Below are 17,946 nucleotides of genomic sequence, written 5' to 3'. Positions count from 1 at the left end.
TCGGCGAGGGGCTTACCGCCCCTTGAACCCCGGCTTCCGCTTCTCCACGAAGGCGGCCATGCCTTCCTTCTGGTCCTCGAAGGCGAAAAGGGAGTGGAACAGGCGGCGTTCGAACTGGACGCCCTGGGTCAGGGTCGTCTCTAGGGCGGCGTTGACCATCTCCTTGTTGGCCATGACGGCCAGGGGGCTTTGGGCCGCGATGCGGGCGGCGATCGTGCGGGCTTCGTCCAGCAGGACGTCGTGGGGGAAGACGCGGCTGGCCAGGCCGGCGCGCTCGGCTTCCTGAGCGTCCATCATGCGGGCGGTCAGGACCATGTCCATGGCTTTGGACTTGCCCACCAGCCGGGTCAGGCGCTGCGAGCCGCCGATGCCGGGCGCGACGCCCAGGTTGATCTCGGGCTGGCCGAACTTCGCCTTTTCGCTGGCGATGATGAAGTCGCACAGCATGGCCAGCTCGCAGCCGCCGCCCAGCGCAAAGCCGTTGACGGCGGCGATGATCGGCTTCCTGAACCGGGTGATCCGGTCGTGGCCCAGGGCGAAATAGTTGCCCGTGTACATCTGGGCATAGGTCTGGTCCGCCATCTCCTTGATGTCGGCGCCGGCGGCGAAGGCCTTCTCGCCCGAGCCGGTCAGGATCAGGCAGCGCACCGCGTCGTCGTGCTCCACCGCGTCCAGGAAGTCCGCCAGATCCTTGAACAGGGCCGAGTTCAGCGCATTCAGCGCCTCGGGCCGGTTCAGCGTGACCACCGCATAGCCGTCGGCGTGACGCTCGATCAGCAGGTTGTCATAAGTGTCGGCCATGGCGGGTCTCCTCGGGTTCGCCCCGGGCTTACCGCGTCGCGGGCCAGGGGTGAAGGCCGGGAACCGCCGCCAAGCGTCGCCGTTGCGCACTCGCGGCGGGAGGCGTGCGATGCAGACTGCGGATGTGGCGATTGTGGGCGCGGGGCCGGCGGGGCTGACGGCGGCGCTGTATCTGGCGCGCTATCACCGGCGGGTGGCGGTGCTGCACGACGGGACCAGTCGCGCGCTGCGCGGACCCATGGCTCACAATGTGCCGGGCTTTCCTGACGGCATCGCCGGCCGCGCCCTGGTCAATCTGATGCAGCGTCAGGCGACCGAGGTCGGCGCCGAGATCTTCGAGGCGCGCATTGACGACATCTCGCGCGGCCCCGACGGCTTCATCCTAACCGCTGCCCAGGACTCCTGGACGGCGCGGGCGGTGATCGTGGCGACTGGGGTGGACATGAACGAGGTCGATCTGCCGGCCGAGGTGCACCAGCGCGCCATCGCCGACGGCGTCCTGCGATACTGTCCCATCTGCGACGGCTATGAGGGCACCGACCGCGTCATGGGCGTCATCGGCTGCGACAGCAACGGCGCGGCCGAGGCGCTTTTCCTGCGTCAGTTCACCTCGAACGTGACGCTGATGCCGCTGAACTGGTCGGAGCTGACCGCCGATGAAACGGCCCAGCTGAAGGCCGCCGGCGTCCGGGTGTTGCAGGGCGCGCTGGATCGACTGGAGCCTCACCCCGACCGCGTGGTGGTGCACCTGGAAGGCGGGCAGGTGGTCACGGTCGACACCCTGTATCCCGCCCTGGGTCTGCGGCCGCGCAGCGAGCTCGCCGTGCGCCTGGGCGCGCCGCAGGGGCAGGGCGATTGCCTGGCGCCCGAGAGCCCGTTCGGCGCGGGCGTGGAGGGTCTGTGGGCGGCCGGCGACGTGGTCGAGGGGCTGGATCAGATCACCGTCGCCATGGGCCACGGCGCCATCGCGGCGACCAAGGCGCACAACTGGCTGCGCGAACAGGAAGGCCACACCTTGAGGACGTGACCGCTCAGCGCTTCTGGCAGCTGGGGCAGTAGAAGGTCGAGCGACCGCCCTGGACGATGCGCTTGACCACGCCCGTGCAGCCGTCTCCCCGACACGGCTCGCCCTCGCGGCCATAGACGTCGAAGCGATGCTGGAAATAGCCCTGGCCGCCGTCGGCGTTAGCGAAGTCGCGCAGGGTCGAGCCGCCCGCCTCGATGGCGTCGCGCAGCACCGCCACCACCTCCACCGCCAGCCGCTCCAGCCTGGGACGCGTGATCTTGCCGGCCGCGACCAGAGGCGAAATGCGTGCGCGATACAGGGCCTCGCAGACGTAGATGTTGCCCAGCCCCGCCACGGTGCGCTGATCCAGCAGGCTGACCTTGATGTTCTGGCTCTTGCCCTTGAACGCCTCGGCCAGATGCGCGCCCGAAAAGCCGTTGCCCAGCGGCTCGGGGCCCAGGGCGGCGAACCAGGGATGGGCCTCCACGGCCTCTGTCGCGATCAGGCCCATGAAGCCGAACCGCCGGGCGTCGGCGAAACCGATCCGCGTGGTCGCGCCGTCGCGCGTGGCGCAGGCGCTGAAATGCTCATGTTTGCCGGCGATGGGCGCGGGCTCCTCGAACTCGCCCAGCTGAGTCCCGTCTAGGGTGAAGCGGCCGGTCATGCCCAGGTGGGTGACCCAGGTCTCGCCGGTCGACAGGGGCATCAGCAGATATTTGGCCCGACGCTCGATCCGCTCGACCGTCGCCCCCTCCAGCCGTTCGACGAACCGTTCGGGAAACGGAAACCGCAGGTCGGGCCGATTGATCCGCACCCGCGTCAGCCGCGCGCCGGCCAACACGGGCTCCAGCCCCCGGCGCACGGTCTCGACTTCGGGCAGTTCAGGCATGGCGGCTCCCTACTGGCCGGACGTCAGCACATCCAGCACGCCCTTGCCGTAGCGGTCCAGCTTGCCGGCGCCGACGCCGGAGATGCGGGCCAGGGCGTCCAGGCTGCGGGGTTCGGCGATGGCGATTTCGACCAGTGTCTTGTCCTGGAAGATGACATAGGGCGGCACGTGCTGTTCGGCCGCCCGGTCGCGGCGCCAGGCGCGCAGCATGTCGAAGCGGGTGCGCACGTCCGTATCCAGCGCCTCGACCGCCAGGTTGCGGCCGGCGTTGCGGCGGGGGCGCTCGACCGCCGAGCGGATCACGGGTTCGCGCACCCGCACCGGCGTCTCGCCGCGATAGACGGCGCGCACCGCCTCGGCGTCGCCCAGGCGGATCAGCGGCTTGCCCTCGTTGGGATCCTCGACCAGCAGGCCCTCAAACATCAGGTGGTCGATGACGTCGCGCCAGGCCGTGATCGACAGGTCCGCGCCGATGGACCAGGTCGAAAGGGCCGTCTCCCACTGCTGAACGTCCTTGGTGCGGCCTGTCAGGTGATCGACCACCCGGCCGCGTCCGAACCGCTCGCCCAGCCGCTGCACCGCCGCCAGCGCCTTCTGGGCCGGGACCAGGGCGTCATAGGTGCGGGGCGGGTCGCCGCAGATGTCGCACACGCCGCACGGTTCGGCGTCCGTCTCGCCAAAGTAGCGCCGCACCGCCTGAGGACGACAGGCCGCGCCGTCCAGCATGGCGAACAGCTGGCGCACCTTGCGGGTCTGCACCGCCTTGATCTCTTCGGCCATGGCCCGGCCTTCCATGCGGCGCAGGCTCCAGGCGATGTCGGAGGGGCCATAAAGGGTGATGCCCTCGGCCGGCTCGCCGTCGCGGCCCGCACGGCCGATCTCCTGCCAATAGGCCTCCAGGCTGCCCGGCGGATCGGCGTGGACGACAAAGCGCACGTCCGGCTTGTCGACCCCCATGCCGAAGGCGATGGTCGCCACCATCACCGCCCCGTCCTCGGCCAGGAAGCGCTCCAGCCGCCGGTCGCGTTCTCTAGCATCCATGCCGGCGTGATAGGCGATGGCGTTGGTCCCGGCGTCCCGCAGCGCCTGGGCCACGCGTTCGCAGCCGTCGCGGCTGCCGCAATAGACGACGCCCGACCGGCCAGCGCGGGCGCATACCAGGTCGATGACCTTCTGATCGGTCTTGGCGCGCGAGGCGCTCTCCTTGCGCTCGGCCGCCAGCTGCAGGTTCGGACGCGCGAAGCTGTCGACGAAGACGCGGGCCTCGCCCAGCCTCAGGGAGGCGACGATGTCCTCGCGCGTGCGGGCGTCGGCGGTCGCGGTCACGGCGATGCGCGGCACGCCGGGGAACAGCTCGGCCAGCCGGCCCAGGGTGCGATAGTCGGGACGGAAGTCGTGGCCCCATTGCGAGACGCAGTGCGCCTCGTCGATGGCGATCAGCGACAGGTCGATGTCGTGCAGCCGGTCGATCATGTGCGGCTGGGCCAGGCCTTCGGGCGAGACGTAAAGCAGGTCCAGCTCGCCCGCTCGCGCGGCGCGCCAGATGGCCGAGCGGTCGTCCATCGACACGCCGGAATCCAGCCGGGCGGCGGCCACGCCTTGCTGTTTCAGCGCTTCCACCTGGTCGGTCATCAGGGCGATCAGCGGCGACACCACCAGGCCGACGCCGGGGCGCAGCATGGCCGGGATCTGATAGCAGACCGACTTGCCGCCGCCGGTCGGCAGCACGGCCATGACGTCGCGCCCGGCCAGGGCCTCGTTTACCACCTTGGCCTGGAGGCCGCGAAAGTCCGCATGGCCCCAGACGCGCGTCAGCACCTCTCGCGCAGGGGCGAGCGGGTCGTGCGGGCGTGAGTCGTCAGGCATCGGGGGCTTGTGCCGGATTGAGCGGGACCACGAAAGCCCTCCCCCTTGATGGGGGAGGGTTGGGTGGGGGTGTCGGACGCGATGGGTGAAGTCGGGCGCGGGCGACACCGATGTCCTGCCGCACACCCCCATCCCCGACCCTTCCCCCTTCAAGGGGGCAGGGAGCTATTACGCCGCCGCCTTGCGTCTCAGCCGCGCGATCCGCCGCAGCCGCCGCCAGAAGCGGCCACGCTCGGGCTCGGGATAGGGCTGAAGATTCTCCACGAACTGTTCGGCCGAGGCGCGCCAGCTGAACTTCTCCGCATAGGCGCGAACGTCCGCCCGGTCGCACTTCAGCGCTTCCAGACAGGCGGTCTTCAGGTCGTCGTCGATGGCGCCGGCGTTCGAGCCCGGGATGATGTCGATGGGCCCGTGAGCGGGATAGGCGGCGACCGGCGTGCCCGTGCCCATGGCCTCCAGAATCACCAGGCCAAAGGTGTCGGTCCAGCTGGGGAAGACGAAGACGTCGGCGTCGGCGAAGCACCGCGCCAGATCCTCGCCGAACTTGGCGCCCAGGAACTTGGCCTCGGGATATTTGGCCTGAAGATCGGTGCGCGCCGGGCCGTCCCCGACGATGATCTTGGTGCCCGGCAGGTCGGTTTCGAGGAAGGCCTCGATGTTCTTTTCGACCGCCACCCGGCCGACGTTCAGGAAGAACGGGCGCGGCCAGTCTGCTCCGCCCATCTCGGCGTATATGGGCTCCAGGTCCGGGCGGAACAGTTCGGTGTCCACCCCGCGCGACCAGGGCGAGACGTTCTTGAAGCCATGCTCGACCAGCTCGTCGCGTAGCGTCGGGGTCGCCACCATCAGCCGGCCGGACGGCTTGTGGAACCACTTCATATAGGCGTAGCCGACCTGCACCGGGATCGGGAACCTGGCCGAGACATATTCGGGGAACTTGGTGTGATAGCTGGTCGTGAACGGCAGCTTCCACTCCACGCAGATGCGCCGTGTGGCGATGCCGATGGGGCCTTCGGTGGCGATGTGCACCGCCTCGGGCTCGAAGGCGCGCAGCCGCTCGCGGATTTCCTCCTCGGCGCCCAGGGCCAGGCGGATTTCCGGATAGGTGGGGCAGGGGATGGTCTTGAACTGGCTGGGTTCGATGACCTCGACCTCATGACCCATGGCGCGGCACTCGGCCACGGTGCGGGTCAGGGTGCGGACGACGCCGTTGACCTGGGGCTCCCAGGCGTCGGTGGCCAAGACGATACGCATGCAGTCGGACGGGCCTTCCAGCCGTTCGCGGGGCGACAAGCTCTAGCGTCTCAGGATGACGATGGCGAGACTTGGTTGTCTGGGCGCTGTCGTTCGGTCAACTGGATTTCGGGGCTTGAGCGCGATCCCACCAATTTTCCGCTCCCCCCGCGAAGGCGGGGATCCAGTCGGCGCCGGACTCGACCTTGGATCATCTGAACCTCCGCCTTCGCGGGGGGACCGGGTAGAGGACGGTCACAGCGGCAGCACGGTCGTGGACTTCACCTCCTCCAGCACGGCGTAGGTCCGGGTCTCGCGCACGCCGGGCATCTTGACCAGGACGTCGCCCAGAAAGGCGCGATAGGCGTCCATGTCGCCGACGCGGGCCTTGATCAGATAGTCGAAGCCGCCGGCGACCATGTGGCACTCCAGCACCTCGGGCTGGGCGCGCACGGCGGCGGCGAAGGCCTCGAAAACGTCGCCGGTGGTCCGGTCCAGCAGCACCTCGACGAAGATCAGCAGGCCGCGCCCCGCCATCGCGGGATCGATCAGGGCCGCGTAGCCGGTGATGACCCGGCGCTCGCGCAGCCGCCGCACCCGCTCGAAACAGGCGGCAGGCGACAGATTGCAGCGCTTGGCCAGCTCGGCGTTTGAGATCCGACCCTCCACCTGCAGCACCCGCAGCAGGCGGCGATCAACGGCGTCCAGAGTCTGCATGGTCATTTCAGGTTTTCGCCGAACGATCTTCGAGTGCTGCGGTTATCATACGACGGACATTCGGTTCGGTCAGCCCTATAGGGCGCTCAGCAACAGCATGAGAAACGCGATGTCGCCGTCGGACTTCAAGCCCTCTGACCTGGCTCACTGGGACCAGTTGGATCGGCACAAATTCCGCGACGAACGAGACGCTGTCTGCGATCTGCTGTCGCGCACGCCGCTGACCCCCGAACAGCGCGCCGCCGTGGTCGAGGATGCGGTCGATTTGGTCGAGCGCGCTCGCAAGAGCGCCGACCGCCAGGGGGTGGTTGAAAGCTTCCTGCAGGAGTTCTCGCTGGGCACCCGCGAGGGCCTGGCGCTGATGTGCCTGGCCGAGGCCCTGCTGCGCACCCCCGACGAGGACACCCGCGACCGCCTGATCGCCGAGAAGATCGGCTCGGCCGATTGGGCCAAGCATCTGGGTCAGTCCGACAGCCTGTTCGTCAACGCCTCGACCTGGGGCTTGATGCTGACCGGCCGGCTGGTGGACGTGGACGAGGACGCCAGGCGCGACCTGCCCGGCTTCCTGAAGCGCGTGGCTGGCCGCATCGGCGAGCCCGTGATCCGCCAGGCCGTGGCGGCCGCCGTTCGCATGATGGGCGAACAGTTCGTGCTTGGCCGCACCATCGGGGGCGCCCTGAAGCGGGCCAACCGCAACGGCTGGCTGTGCAGCTTCGACATGCTGGGCGAGGGCGCGCGCACCGCCGCCGACGCCGAGCGCTACGAGCGCATCTACGCCGACTCCATCCACGCGGTCGGCAAGGCCCGCAAGGACCGCCCGGACATGCGCGGTCCCCAGACGGGGCACGGCGTTTCCGTCAAGCTGTCGGCCCTGTCGCCCCGCTATGAGGCGGTGCACGAGGATCGAGTGTGGGACGAGCTGTATCCCCGCATCAAGCGGCTGGCGATCATCGCCGCAGGCTACGACATCAACTTCTGCATGGACGCCGAGGAGGCCGACCGCCTGGCCCTGTCGCTGAAGCTGCTGGAGCGGCTGGCCCGCGAGCCCGAGCTGGGCGACTGGAAAGGCCTGGGCCTGGCCGTTCAGGCCTATCAGAAGCGTGCGCCCGAGGTGATCGGACGCCTGGCCGAGCTGGCGCGGTCGGCCAAGCGCCGCCTGATGGTCCGCCTGGTGAAGGGCGCCTATTGGGACACCGAGATCAAGCGCGCCCAGGTCGCCGGCCGTCCCGACTATCCGGTCTTCACAACCAAGGCGGCGACGGATTTGAACTATCTGGTGTGCGCCCGCATCATGCTGGACGCCGCGCCCCATCTTTACGGACAGTTCGCCACCCACAACGCAGTCTCTCTGGCCGCCGTGCATCGCATGGCGACGGAGGCGGACGTCGACGTCGAGTTTCAGCGCCTTCATGGCATGGGCGAGCCTCTGTACGAAGCCGCCGAAGAGGCCTGGAAAGGCCAGCGCGTGGTCGTGCGCGCCTACGCCCCTGTCGGCGGCCATGAAGAGCTGCTGCCCTATCTGGTGCGCCGCCTGCTGGAGAACGGCGCCAACTCCTCCTTCGTGCACGCCCTGCTGGACGAGCGTGTGCCCGCCTCTGCCGTCGCCTTCGATCCCATCGCCGTGGTGGAAGCCGCGCCCGGCCCCCACCCCAAGATCCCGGTCCCTCAACAGATGTACGGAAACCGCCTGAACTCCCTCGGCCGCGACTATTCGCAGGCCGCCCAACGCGACCGCCATGCGCTCGCCCTGGATCTGATCGACCGCGAGAAGATCAACTCCGGTCCCATCGTCGGCGGCGTGCTGCTGGCTGGTGAGAATGCGCAGGACGTCACCAACCCCGCCGATCGTGGCAGCGTTCTGGGTCATGTCTCCGAGGCCTCGGCCGCCGACATCGACCGCGCGGTCGAACTGGCCTCCAAGGCGCAGATCGCCTGGGACCGCTCGGGCGGCGCGGCGCGCGCGGCCGTGCTGCGCGCCATGGCCGACGCCCTGGAAGGCGAGATGGACCGCTTCGTCGCCCTGCTCAGCCGCGAGGCGGGCAAGACGCTGAACGACGGCGTCGCCGAGGTGCGCGAGGCCGCCGACTTCTGCCGCTACTATGCGATGCTGGCCGAGACCCAGTTCGCCGGGCCTGAGACCCTGACCGGTCCGGTCGGCGAGACCAATCAGCTGATGCTGCACGGTCGCGGGGTGTTCGCCTGCATCAGCCCGTGGAACTTCCCACTGGCGATCTTCACCGGTCAGGTGGCGGCCGCGCTGGCCGCCGGCAATGCGGTGCTGGCCAAGCCGGCCGAACAGACGCCGCTGGTCGCCGCCGAGGCAGTGCGCCTTTTCCACAAGGCGGGTCTGAAGGCCGATCTGCTGGCCCTGACGCCCGGACGCGGCGACACGGTCGGCGCCAAGCTGGTCAGCCACCATGGCATCGACGGCGTCGCCTTCACCGGCGGCACCGACACGGCCTGGGCCATCAACAAGTCCATCGCGGCTCGCCCCGGCGCCATCATCCCGTTCATCGCCGAGACGGGCGGCCTGAACGGCATGTTCGTGGACACCACGGCCCTGCGCGAACAGGTGCTGGACGACGTCATCGCCTCCGCCTTCGGCTCGGCCGGCCAGCGCTGCTCGGCCCTGCGCATCCTCTATGTGCCCAAGGATTCGGCGGAGGAGCTTATCGCTGGTCTCAAGGGCGCGCTGGCGGCCCAGGTCGTGGGCGACCCATCCGACCCGGCCACCGACATCGGCCCGGTCATCGACGCTGAGTCGCGTGAGTCGCTTGAGCGTCACCTAGCCCGCCTGGAGCAGGAGGCCGCCGTCATCGCCCGCGCCGAACTGGCCCCCAGCGCCAATGCGGGGGCAGGGGCCGGCGACTATTTCGCTCCCGTCATCGCCGAGATCCCGACCCCGGACTTCCTGGAGCGCGAGGTATTCGGCCCCGTCCTGCACATCTATCGCTACGACCCCGACAGCCTGGAGACGGTGGCGGGCAAGCTGGCGGCGCGTGGCTTCGGCCTGACGCTGGGCGTGCACAGCCGCATCGAGGCCTTCGCCGAAGAGGTGACACGCCTGGTTCCGGCCGGCAACGTCTACGTCAACCGCTCGATCACCGGCGCGGTGGTCGGCGTCCAGCCGTTCGGCGGCGAGGGCCTGTCGGGCACCGGACCCAAGGCGGGCGGCCCCAACAGCCTGATCCGCTATGCGGCGGAAAAGGCCATCACCATCAACATCGCGGCCCAGGGCGGCGATCCGGCGCTGCTGAATCTCTGAGGCGGAACCTCGATCGCGGATACGAAGAAGGGGGCCGGTGAACCGGCCCCCTTTTTTTGTCTCGACGATCGACCGGCGCTTAGTCCGGACGGACGCGCTTCTTGCGGAACGAGGGGTTCAGCGTCTGCTTGCGCAGGCGGATCGACTTGGGCGTGACCTCGACCAGTTCGTCTTCCTCGATATAGGCGATGGCCTGTTCCAGGCTCATCTTGCGCGGCGGGGTCAGGCGCACGGCCTCGTCCTTGCCGGCGGCGCGGACGTTGGTCAGCTGCTTGCCCTTGATCGGGTTGACGTCCAGGTCGTCCCAGCGGCTGTTCTCGCCGATGATCATGCCCTGGTAGGTCTTCTCGCCGGCGCCGACGAACATGACGCCGCGGTCCTCCAGGTTCCACAGGGCGAAGGCCGCCGTGTCGCCGTCCGAGTTGGAGATCAGCACGCCCTTCAGACGGCCTGCGATCTCGCCCTTGTAGGGTTCGTAGTGCGAGAACACGCGGTTCAGCACGCCCGAGCCGCGCGTGTCGGTCAGGAATTCGCCCTGATAGCCGATCAGCGAGCGCGAGGGGCATTTCAGCTGGATGCGGGTCTTGCCGGCGCCCGACGGGCCCATATCGGTCATTTCGGCCTTACGGGCCGCCAGCTTCTCGATGACGATGCCCGAGAACTCGTCGTCGACGTCGATCATGACGTCCTCGATGGGCTCCAGCTTCTCGCCGTTCTCGCCGGTCTGGAACACCACGCGCGGACGCGAGATCGACACCTCGAAACCTTCGCGGCGCATGTTCTCGATCAGCACGCCCAGCTGCAGTTCGCCGCGGCCTGCCACCTCATAGGCGTCGCCGCCCTCGGTGGTGGTGACGCGGATGGCGACGTTGGCTTCGGCTTCCTTCAGCAGTCGGTCGCGGATGACGCGCGACTGGACCTTGTCGCCTTCGCGGCCGGCCAGCGGGCTGTCGTTGACGCCCACGGTCATGGAGATGGTCGGCGGGTCGATCGGCTGCGCGGGCAGAGCGTCGGTGACTTCCATGGCGCACAGGGTGTCGGCCACGGTCGCCTTGGACATGCCGGCGATGGCCACGATGTCGCCCGCTTCCGAACCTTCGTCCAGGGCCTGACGCTTCAGGCCGCGGAAGGCCAGCACCTTGGTGATGCGGCCGCGCTCGATTTCCTTGCCGTCACGGTCCAGGGCGTGGATCGCCATGCCCGGGATGGCCTTGCCGCTCTCGATCCGGCCGGTCAGCAGGCGGCCCAGGAAGGGGTCGCTCTCGATCAGCACGTTCAGCATCTGGAACGGCTTGTCCTTGTTGGCCTGCACCGCCGGCGGCGGCACATGGTCCACAATCAGGTCGAACAGAGGGGCCAGGTTGTCGTTCGGGACGTTCAGGTCCAGCGTCGCCCAGCCGTTGCGGCCCGAGGCGTAGATGTGCGGAAAGTCCAGCTGCTCGTCGGTCGCGCCGATGGCGGCGAACAGGTCGAAGGTCTCGTTGTGCACGCGGTCCGGATCGGCGTGGGCGCGGTCGACCTTGTTGATGCAAAGGATCGGACGCAGGCCCATCTTCAGGGCCTTGGTCAGCACGAACTTGGTCTGGGGCATGACGCCCTCTTCGGCGTCCACCAGAATGACGCAGCCGTCCACCATGCCCAGGATGCGCTCGACCTCGCCGCCGAAGTCGGCGTGTCCGGGCGTGTCGATGATGTTGATGCGCGTCTCGCCCGCCTTGCCGTTCCAGAGCACCGAGGTGCACTTGGCCAGGATGGTGATGCCGCGCTCCTTCTCCTGGTCGTTGGAGTCCATGGCGCGCTCGGTCGTCGCCTCATTGGCTCGAAAGACGCCGGACTGGGCCAGGAGCTGATCCACCAGGGTGGTCTTGCCGTGGTCGACGTGGGCGATGATGGCGACGTTGCGAAGGTTCATGTCAGGCTCGGGCGGACTGTGTTCGGCCACGGAAGGTCCGGGCCGCTGCAAGATGCGGTGTCGGGGAGAAGCGGCGCCTCTTACAGGCAAGCGCCCCGAAACGCCAGACCGGGCGGTTTGGGGACCTTACGGTTATTTCATCCGCGCGGCCGCATCTGGCGGCCTGGGACGGCGCCTCCTTGTATCATGGACGAAAGGTCCAGGACGGAGGCGACCATGCTGATGACGACCCTGACCCTGGCGGGCCTGATGATGACGAGCGAAGCGCCCGACATGCGGGTGAATCTGGGCGGGCTGGACCCCGCGCGGCCGGCCCACGCTGCCGAGATGGCCGACCGCATCCGCGCCGCCAGCCGCGACTTATGCGAAATCCACCGGGCGACCGTGACGCCGGACCATGTGGACACGCCCCTGGTCTGCGAGCGGGAGATGCGAGGCAGGGTCGTGCGCGCCTTGCCTTGGGAGGATCAGCTGAGGTTTGTGCGCGCCGGCGGCGCCAGGGCGTTGAACCGGCCTTGGCCGCGCCCGGTCAGACCGGGTGCGTCGGCTCGGGCTTGACCCCGGCCGGGGCGGGCTCGGGCGTCGAGGGCGTGTCCGGCAGAGGAATGAACTCCAGGTCGTCCTCGGTCGGCAGCTTCATGCGGCCTGCCTGCCAGTCGGCCTTGGCGGCGTCGATGCGCGCCTGGCTCGAGGCGACGAAGTTCCACCAGATCAGCCGCTGCCCCACCGGCTCGCCGCCCAGGGCCATGACGCTGGCGTCGGTCGAGGCGCGCACGGTCGGCTGGGCGTCGGGCTCCAGCACGATCAGCTGGCCGGCATGGAAGGTGCGGTCGCCGACCTCGATCTGGCCGCGCGCGACGAACAGGGCCCGTTCGGAATAGCCGCCGGCGCCGCGGCCGGGCGGCGGCGCGGTCTTGACCCCGGCCTTCATCTCCCAGTGGACATAGAACAGGGGCGACTGGATCGCCACGCCGGCCGACGCGCCGTAGGCCTCGCCCGCCACCAGCCGCGCGAACAGGCCGTTGTTCTCATAGGCGGGCAGGTCGGCCTCGGCGTGGTGGTCGAACGACGGATCGATGTCCTCGGCCTCGTCAGGCAGGGCGATCCAGGCCTGCATGCCGTGCATGGGGCCGCCCTGGCTCTTCTTCAGGGGATCGGTGCGTTCCGAGTGGACGATGCCCTTGCCGGCCGTCATCCAGTTGACCTCGCCCGGACGGATCGGCTGGGTGTAGCCCAGGCTGTCGCGGTGCATGATCTCGCCCTCGAACAGATAGGTCAGGGTCGACAGGCCGATGTGCGGGTGCGGCCGCACATTGATGGCGTCGGAGCCCGGGGCGAACTCGGCCGGCCCCATCTGGTCCAGAAAAATGAACGGGCCGACCATGCGCCGCGCATGGAATGGCAGGACACGCCCCACCTCGAAACCGCCCAGGTCCTTGCGGCGGGCGTCGATCACCATCTCGATCATGAGCGTTTCCCCTGTTGGTGCGGGGAGTATGCGACCGCGCGTGCCGTCGCGCCAAGCCCTGCCATCTGCCGTCATGCTCGGACTTGATCCGAGCATCCAGCACCCTCGACAGCCCCGTCAGCTGGACCCTCGGGTCAAGCCCGAGGGTGACGGCTAGGAGGGATCAAACGTGCGGACTGACCAGGCCCAGCGGCAGGGCGGTGACGTCCTTCACGCCGCGGGTGACGATGTGGCTTTCGCAGTCGGACACGATTCCCAGGCTGAGCAGCTTTTCGCGCAGGAAACGGTCGAAGGCGTGCATGTCTGAGGTGATGATCCGCAGCACATAATCCTCGCGTCCGGTGATGGTGGCGCACTGGACGACCTCGGGCCAGGCCGAGACGGCGCTTTCGAAGGCGTCCAGGTTGTCGGTTGACGGCAGGCTCAGCTTGACGATGGCGTAGACCTCGAAATCCAGGCCCAGCTTTGCGGCGTCCAGCAGGGTGACGCGCTTGCGGATCAGGCCGGAATCCTCCAGCCTCTTGATCCGGCGCCAGCACGGCGAAGCCGACAGGCCGACCCGATCCGCCACCTCGGCCACCGACAGGCCTGCGTCCTGTTGCAGAATGTCCAGAATGCGGGCGTCGATGGGATCCAAGGTGTCAACCACGGCGTTTCTCCGTTTATCGTTATGGCGCAATAAAATACCCGAGAACGGCGAGTTGCAAGGCGTTTTTGAGCGAGCCTCTCGTTGCGGCCCGTGCTAAATGCGGTGCTGAGGAAACGCGGTCGGATCAACCAGACGGCAGGATGCATGACTGACACCCAAAAGGCCCGCAACTCGGTCTCGCTCTCGCTGCGCGTGCCCGAACCGCCCGGACGGCCCGGCGATGCGCCGGACTTCAGCCACCTGAAACTGGACCCCGCCGGCGCAGTCGATCGACCCGAGCCGACGGCCAAGGCCGAGGCGATGCGCGATCACGCCTTCCGCCTGGTGCGCGTGCTGGACGACGAGGGCCGCGCGGTCGGGCCGTGGGACCCGCGTCTGGACCCCGAGACCCTGCGCCGCGGCCTGAAGGCCATGGTGCTGACCCGCGCCTTCGACGATCGGATGCATCGCGCCCACCGCCAGGGCAAGACCAGCTTCTACATGAAGTGCACCGGCGAAGAGGCCATCGCGGTCGCCCAGGGCATGGTGCTGGGCCGCGAGAACATGGGCTTTCCCACTTATCGCCAGCAGGGGCTTCTGATCGCGCGCGGCTATCCGCTCGTCGACATGATGAACCAGATCTATTCGAACGCGGCGGACCCGATCAAAGGCCGCCAGCTGCCGATCATGTATTCGTCCAAGGACTACGGCTTCTTCACGATCTCGGGCAATCTGGGCACCCAGTATCCGCAGGCCGTGGGCTGGGCCATGGCCAGCGCCTACAAGGGCGATGACAAGCTGGCCATCACCTGGATCGGCGACGGTTCGACCGCCGAAAGCGACTTCCATTCGGCCCTGACCTTCGCCGCCGTCTATCGGGCGCCGGTGATCCTGAACATCGTCAACAATCAATGGGCCATCAGCTCTTTCCAGGGCATCGCCGGCGGGATGGAGACGACCTTCGCCTCCAAGGGGCTCGGCTACGGCCTGCCGTCGCTGCGGGTGGACGGAAACGATTTCCTGGCCGTCTGGGCCGCGACCCGCTGGGCCGAAGAGCGCGCGCGCGCCAACCTGGGCGCCACGCTGATCGAACTGTTCACCTATCGCGGTGCGCCGCACTCGACCTCGGACGACCCCAGCCGCTATCGGCCCGGCGACGAGCACGAGAAGTGGCCGCTGGGCGACCCGCTGGCGCGGCTGAAGCAGCATCTGATCGCGCTGGGCGAATGGTCCGACGAACAGCATGAAGCCGCCGAGAAGGACGCCGCCGACCAGGTTCGCGCCGCCGGCAAGGAATCCGAAGCCATCGGCACGCTCGGCCAGTCACGCCCCAGCGTGAAGACGATGTTCGAGGAGGTGTTCGCCACCGAGGACTGGCGCCTGGTCGAACAGCGCCGCGAAGTGGGGGTCTGATCATGAGCGAGCAAACCACCTTCACCGAGTCCGACCGCACCGACGGCGTCGAGCCCGACATGGTCGATCAGAACAATGCGCCCAGGTCCGAGGCCCCGGCCTCGGGCGTCCAGCCCATGAACATGATCCAGGCTCTGAACTCGGCTCTGGACGCCAAGATGAGCGAGGACCCCTCGGTCCTCAGCTTTGGCGAGGACGCGGGCTATTTCGGCGGCGTCTTCCGCGTGACCGACCACCTGCAGAAGAAGCACGGCCTGACCCGCAGCTTCGACGCCCCGATCTCGGAGACGGGCATCGTCGGCGCCGCAATCGGCATGGGCGCCTACGGTCTGCGCCCGGTCGTGGAGATCCAGTTCGCCGACTACATCTATCCGGCCTACGACCAGATCGTGTCGGAGGCGGCCAAGCTGCGCTATCGCTCGGGCGGGATGTTCACCAGCCCCATCACGATCCGCAGCCCCTATGGCGGCGGCATCTTCGGCGGCCAGACGCACAGCCAGAGCCCGGAGAGCCTGTTTACCCACATCGCCGGCCTGAAGGTGGTGATCCCGTCCAACCCCTATGACGCCAAGGGCCTGCTGACGGCCGCCATCGAGGACGACGATCCGGTCATCTTCTTCGAGCCCAAGCGCCTGTACAACGGTCCCTTCGACGGCTGGCACGAAAAGCCGGTGTCGCCCTGGAAGGCCCAGGAGCTGGCCCAGGTCCCGACCGGCAAGTTCGTCGAGCCGCTGGGCAAGGCGCGCGTCATGCGCGAGGGCAATGACGTCACCATCCTGGCCTATGGCACCATGGTGTGGGTCTCTCTGGCGGGCGCCGAGCACGCGGGCGTGGACGCCGAGGTCATCGACCTGCGCTCGCTCGTGCCGCTGGACATCGAAGCCATCGAGGCCAGCGTGAAGAAGACCGGCCGCTGCGTCATCGTGCACGAGGCGCCGCGCACCTCGGGCTTCGGCGCCGAGCTGTCGGCCCTGGTGCAGGAGCGCTGCTTCTATCACCTGGAGGCGCCGATCGCGCGCGTGACCGGCTGGGACACGCCCTATCCGCACGCGTTCGAGTGGGAGTATTTCCCCGGCCCCGAGCGGGTCGCCGAAGCGCTGAAGTCCGTCATGTCGGGAGGTCGCTGAGATGGGTCGTTTCGTCTTCAAGCTGCCCGACGTGGGCGAAGGCACCGCCGAGGCCGAACTGGTCGGCTGGCACGTCAAGGTCGGAGATGTGGTCGAGGAAGACCAGATCGTCGCCGACGTCATGACCGACAAGGCCACCGTCGAGATCACCGCCCCGGTGTCCGGCAAGGTCACCACCCTGCACGGCGAGCCTGGCGAGATGCTGCCCGTGCGCGGTCCGCTGGTGGAGTTCGAGGTTGAGGGCGCCGGCAATGCGTCGGCCGACGAACCCGCGCCCGCGCCCAAGGTCGAGGCCGCCCCCGCTCCGGTCGAGGCGCCGAAAACCGCACCGTCGCCGGCCCAGCCCGCGGCGGGCGCCAACCACGTCTTCAAACTGCCCGACGTGGGCGAAGGCACCGCCGAGGCCGAACTGGTCGGCTGGCGCGTCAAGGTCGGCGACGCGGTCGAGGAAGACCAGATCCTGGCCGAGATCATGACCGACAAGGCGACGGTGGAGATCACCTCGCCGGTGGCTGGCACGGTCGTCGCCCTGCACGGCGAAGCCGGTCAACAACTGCCCGTCGGCGGCCCGCTGGTCAGCTTCCAGGTTCAAGGCAAGGGCAATGTGACGGCGGCTCCAGCGGCTTCCCCGACGCCCAAGGTCGAGGCCCCGGCGCCCGCTCCCAAGGCTGCGCCCGCTTCCACACCGAAGGCCGCCGCGAAGCCGCAGGCCGAAGCCTTCACCACCCGTGATCCGGCCCAGCGCCCGCTCGCCTCGCCCTCCGTGCGCCAGCGCGCGCGCGACCTGGGCGTCGAGCTGCAGTTCGTGCCCGGCTCCGGCCCCGCCGGCCGCATCGAACACGGCGACCTGGACGCCTATGTCTCGGGCGGAGGCCGCGGCGTCTCGACCGGCGGATCGTCGGCCTCGACCTACGCCAAGGCGGACGGGACGACCGAGGTCCGCATCATCGGCCTGCGCCGCAAGATCGCGGAGAAGATGGCCGAGAGCGTGCGCCGCATCCCGCACATCACCTATGTCGAGGAGATCGACGTCACGGCGCTGGAGGAGCTCCGCGCTCACCTGAACGCGACCAAGGCCAAGGACCAGCCCAAGCTGAACGTCCTGCCCTTCATCGCCCGCGCCATCGTGGTCGCTCTGCGCGACCAGCCGCAGATCAACGCCACCTACGACGACGAGGCCGGCGTCCTGACCCAGCACGCCCCGGTCCATCTGGGCATCGCCGCCCAGACGCCGAACGGGCTGATGGTGCCGGTGGTTCGCCACGCCGAGGCGCGCGACCCCTACGACACCGCCCTGGAGATCGCCCGGGTCTCGGGCGCCGCCAAGGACGGCTCGGCCAAGCGCGAGGAGCTGTCGGGCTCGACCATCACCATCACCTCGCTGGGCACGCTGGGCGGCATCACCCACACCCCCATCATCAACCACCCCGAGGTCGCCATCATCGGCCCCAACAAGATCCAGGAACGGGTCGTGGTCCGGGACGGCCAGATGGTCGTGCGCAAGATGATGAACCTGTCCTCCAGCTTCGATCACCGTATCGTCGATGGGCATGACGCGGCGGTGTTCGTCCAGCGCATCAAGGGCCTGCTGGAGCATCCGGCGACGTTGTGGATGGGGTGA

Annotated in this window: 14 protein-coding genes; 6 read left to right on the top strand and 8 right to left on the bottom strand. The window is 68.6% G+C overall.

What is annotated here, in order from left to right:
- Positions 1 to 12: 12 nt before the first annotated feature.
- Positions 13 to 801 carry an enoyl-CoA hydratase-related protein gene (locus E4M01_RS00690; protein WP_135066265.1) on the bottom strand — a complete coding sequence of 263 codons (789 nt, stop codon included), beginning with the start codon at positions 799 to 801 and terminating at the stop codon, positions 13 to 15.
- 109 nt (positions 802 to 910) lie between these two features.
- Between E4M01_RS00690 and E4M01_RS00685 the strand changes: the two genes are divergently transcribed.
- On the top strand, positions 911 to 1,828 hold the full coding sequence (locus E4M01_RS00685; RefSeq protein WP_167765454.1) for an NAD(P)/FAD-dependent oxidoreductase: 918 nt from the start codon (positions 911 to 913) through the stop codon (positions 1,826 to 1,828).
- A 4-nt stretch (positions 1,829 to 1,832) separates the two neighbouring features.
- On the opposite strand, the gene mutM is transcribed toward E4M01_RS00685, so the two are convergent.
- The 4 genes from mutM to E4M01_RS00665 form a co-directional block, all read right to left on the bottom strand.
- Complete coding sequence (mutM, locus tag E4M01_RS00680) at positions 1,833 to 2,696, bottom strand: bifunctional DNA-formamidopyrimidine glycosylase/DNA-(apurinic or apyrimidinic site) lyase (protein WP_135066259.1); 864 nt, start codon at positions 2,694 to 2,696, stop codon at positions 1,833 to 1,835.
- A gap of 9 nt (positions 2,697 to 2,705) precedes the next feature.
- Positions 2,706 to 4,562: a DNA helicase RecQ gene (recQ, locus tag E4M01_RS00675; protein ID WP_135066256.1), complete on the bottom strand. Its 1,857-nt coding sequence runs from the start codon at positions 4,560 to 4,562 to the stop codon at positions 2,706 to 2,708.
- Between the two features lie 168 nt (positions 4,563 to 4,730).
- Positions 4,731 to 5,816 carry a glycosyltransferase family 1 protein gene (locus tag E4M01_RS00670; RefSeq protein WP_135066253.1) on the bottom strand — a complete coding sequence of 362 codons (1,086 nt, stop codon included), beginning with the start codon at positions 5,814 to 5,816 and terminating at the stop codon, positions 4,731 to 4,733.
- Between the two features lie 234 nt (positions 5,817 to 6,050).
- On the bottom strand, positions 6,051 to 6,518 hold the full coding sequence (locus E4M01_RS00665; protein WP_209316055.1) for an Lrp/AsnC ligand binding domain-containing protein: 468 nt from the start codon (positions 6,516 to 6,518) through the stop codon (positions 6,051 to 6,053).
- A 103-nt stretch (positions 6,519 to 6,621) separates the two neighbouring features.
- On the opposite strand from E4M01_RS00665, the gene putA reads away from it, so the two are divergent.
- Positions 6,622 to 9,777 (top strand): bifunctional proline dehydrogenase/L-glutamate gamma-semialdehyde dehydrogenase PutA, encoded by a 3,156-nt coding sequence (gene putA / locus E4M01_RS00660; protein ID WP_135066250.1) that lies wholly within the window; start codon positions 6,622 to 6,624, stop codon positions 9,775 to 9,777.
- A gap of 79 nt (positions 9,778 to 9,856) precedes the next feature.
- Here the strand turns inward: putA and typA are convergent, their stop codons facing one another.
- Positions 9,857 to 11,689: a translational GTPase TypA gene (gene typA / locus E4M01_RS00655; RefSeq protein WP_135066247.1), complete on the bottom strand. Its 1,833-nt coding sequence runs from the start codon at positions 11,687 to 11,689 to the stop codon at positions 9,857 to 9,859.
- A gap of 216 nt (positions 11,690 to 11,905) precedes the next feature.
- Here typA and E4M01_RS00650 point away from each other — a divergent pair, with 216 nt between their 5' ends.
- On the top strand, positions 11,906 to 12,247 hold the full coding sequence (locus E4M01_RS00650) for a UrcA family protein (RefSeq protein ID WP_135066244.1): 342 nt from the start codon (positions 11,906 to 11,908) through the stop codon (positions 12,245 to 12,247).
- On the opposite strand, the gene E4M01_RS00645 is transcribed toward E4M01_RS00650, so the two are convergent.
- Together E4M01_RS00645 and E4M01_RS00640 are read right to left on the bottom strand one after the other, a co-directional pair.
- Positions 12,219 to 13,157 carry a pirin family protein gene (locus E4M01_RS00645; protein WP_135066241.1) on the bottom strand — a complete coding sequence of 313 codons (939 nt, stop codon included), beginning with the start codon at positions 13,155 to 13,157 and terminating at the stop codon, positions 12,219 to 12,221. The genes E4M01_RS00650 and E4M01_RS00645 overlap by 29 nt on opposite strands.
- 163 nt (positions 13,158 to 13,320) lie before the next feature.
- A complete protein-coding gene (locus E4M01_RS00640) occupies positions 13,321 to 13,806 on the bottom strand; it encodes an Lrp/AsnC family transcriptional regulator (RefSeq protein ID WP_135066238.1) in 486 nt (161 codons plus the stop codon).
- Positions 13,807 to 13,950: 144 nt separating this feature from the next.
- On the opposite strand from E4M01_RS00640, the gene E4M01_RS00635 reads away from it, so the two are divergent.
- The 3 genes from E4M01_RS00635 to E4M01_RS00625 are packed head-to-tail and all read left to right on the top strand — an operon-like array spanning position 13,951 to position 17,946.
- Positions 13,951 to 15,198 (top strand): thiamine pyrophosphate-dependent enzyme, encoded by a 1,248-nt coding sequence (locus E4M01_RS00635; protein ID WP_135066235.1) that lies wholly within the window; start codon positions 13,951 to 13,953, stop codon positions 15,196 to 15,198.
- A 59-nt stretch (positions 15,199 to 15,257) separates the two neighbouring features.
- On the top strand, positions 15,258 to 16,325 hold the full coding sequence (locus E4M01_RS00630) for an alpha-ketoacid dehydrogenase subunit beta (protein WP_135066302.1): 1,068 nt from the start codon (positions 15,258 to 15,260) through the stop codon (positions 16,323 to 16,325).
- Position 16,326: 1 nt separating this feature from the next.
- Entirely contained in the window at positions 16,327 to 17,946 is a 1,620-nt protein-coding gene (locus E4M01_RS00625; protein ID WP_135066232.1) for a 2-oxo acid dehydrogenase subunit E2, read from the top strand.

The sequence above is a fragment of the Brevundimonas sp. MF30-B genome, from assembly GCF_004683885.1.
Lineage (GTDB): Bacteria > Pseudomonadota > Alphaproteobacteria > Caulobacterales > Caulobacteraceae > Brevundimonas.
This window is presented reverse-complemented; position numbering and strand designations above follow the sequence as displayed.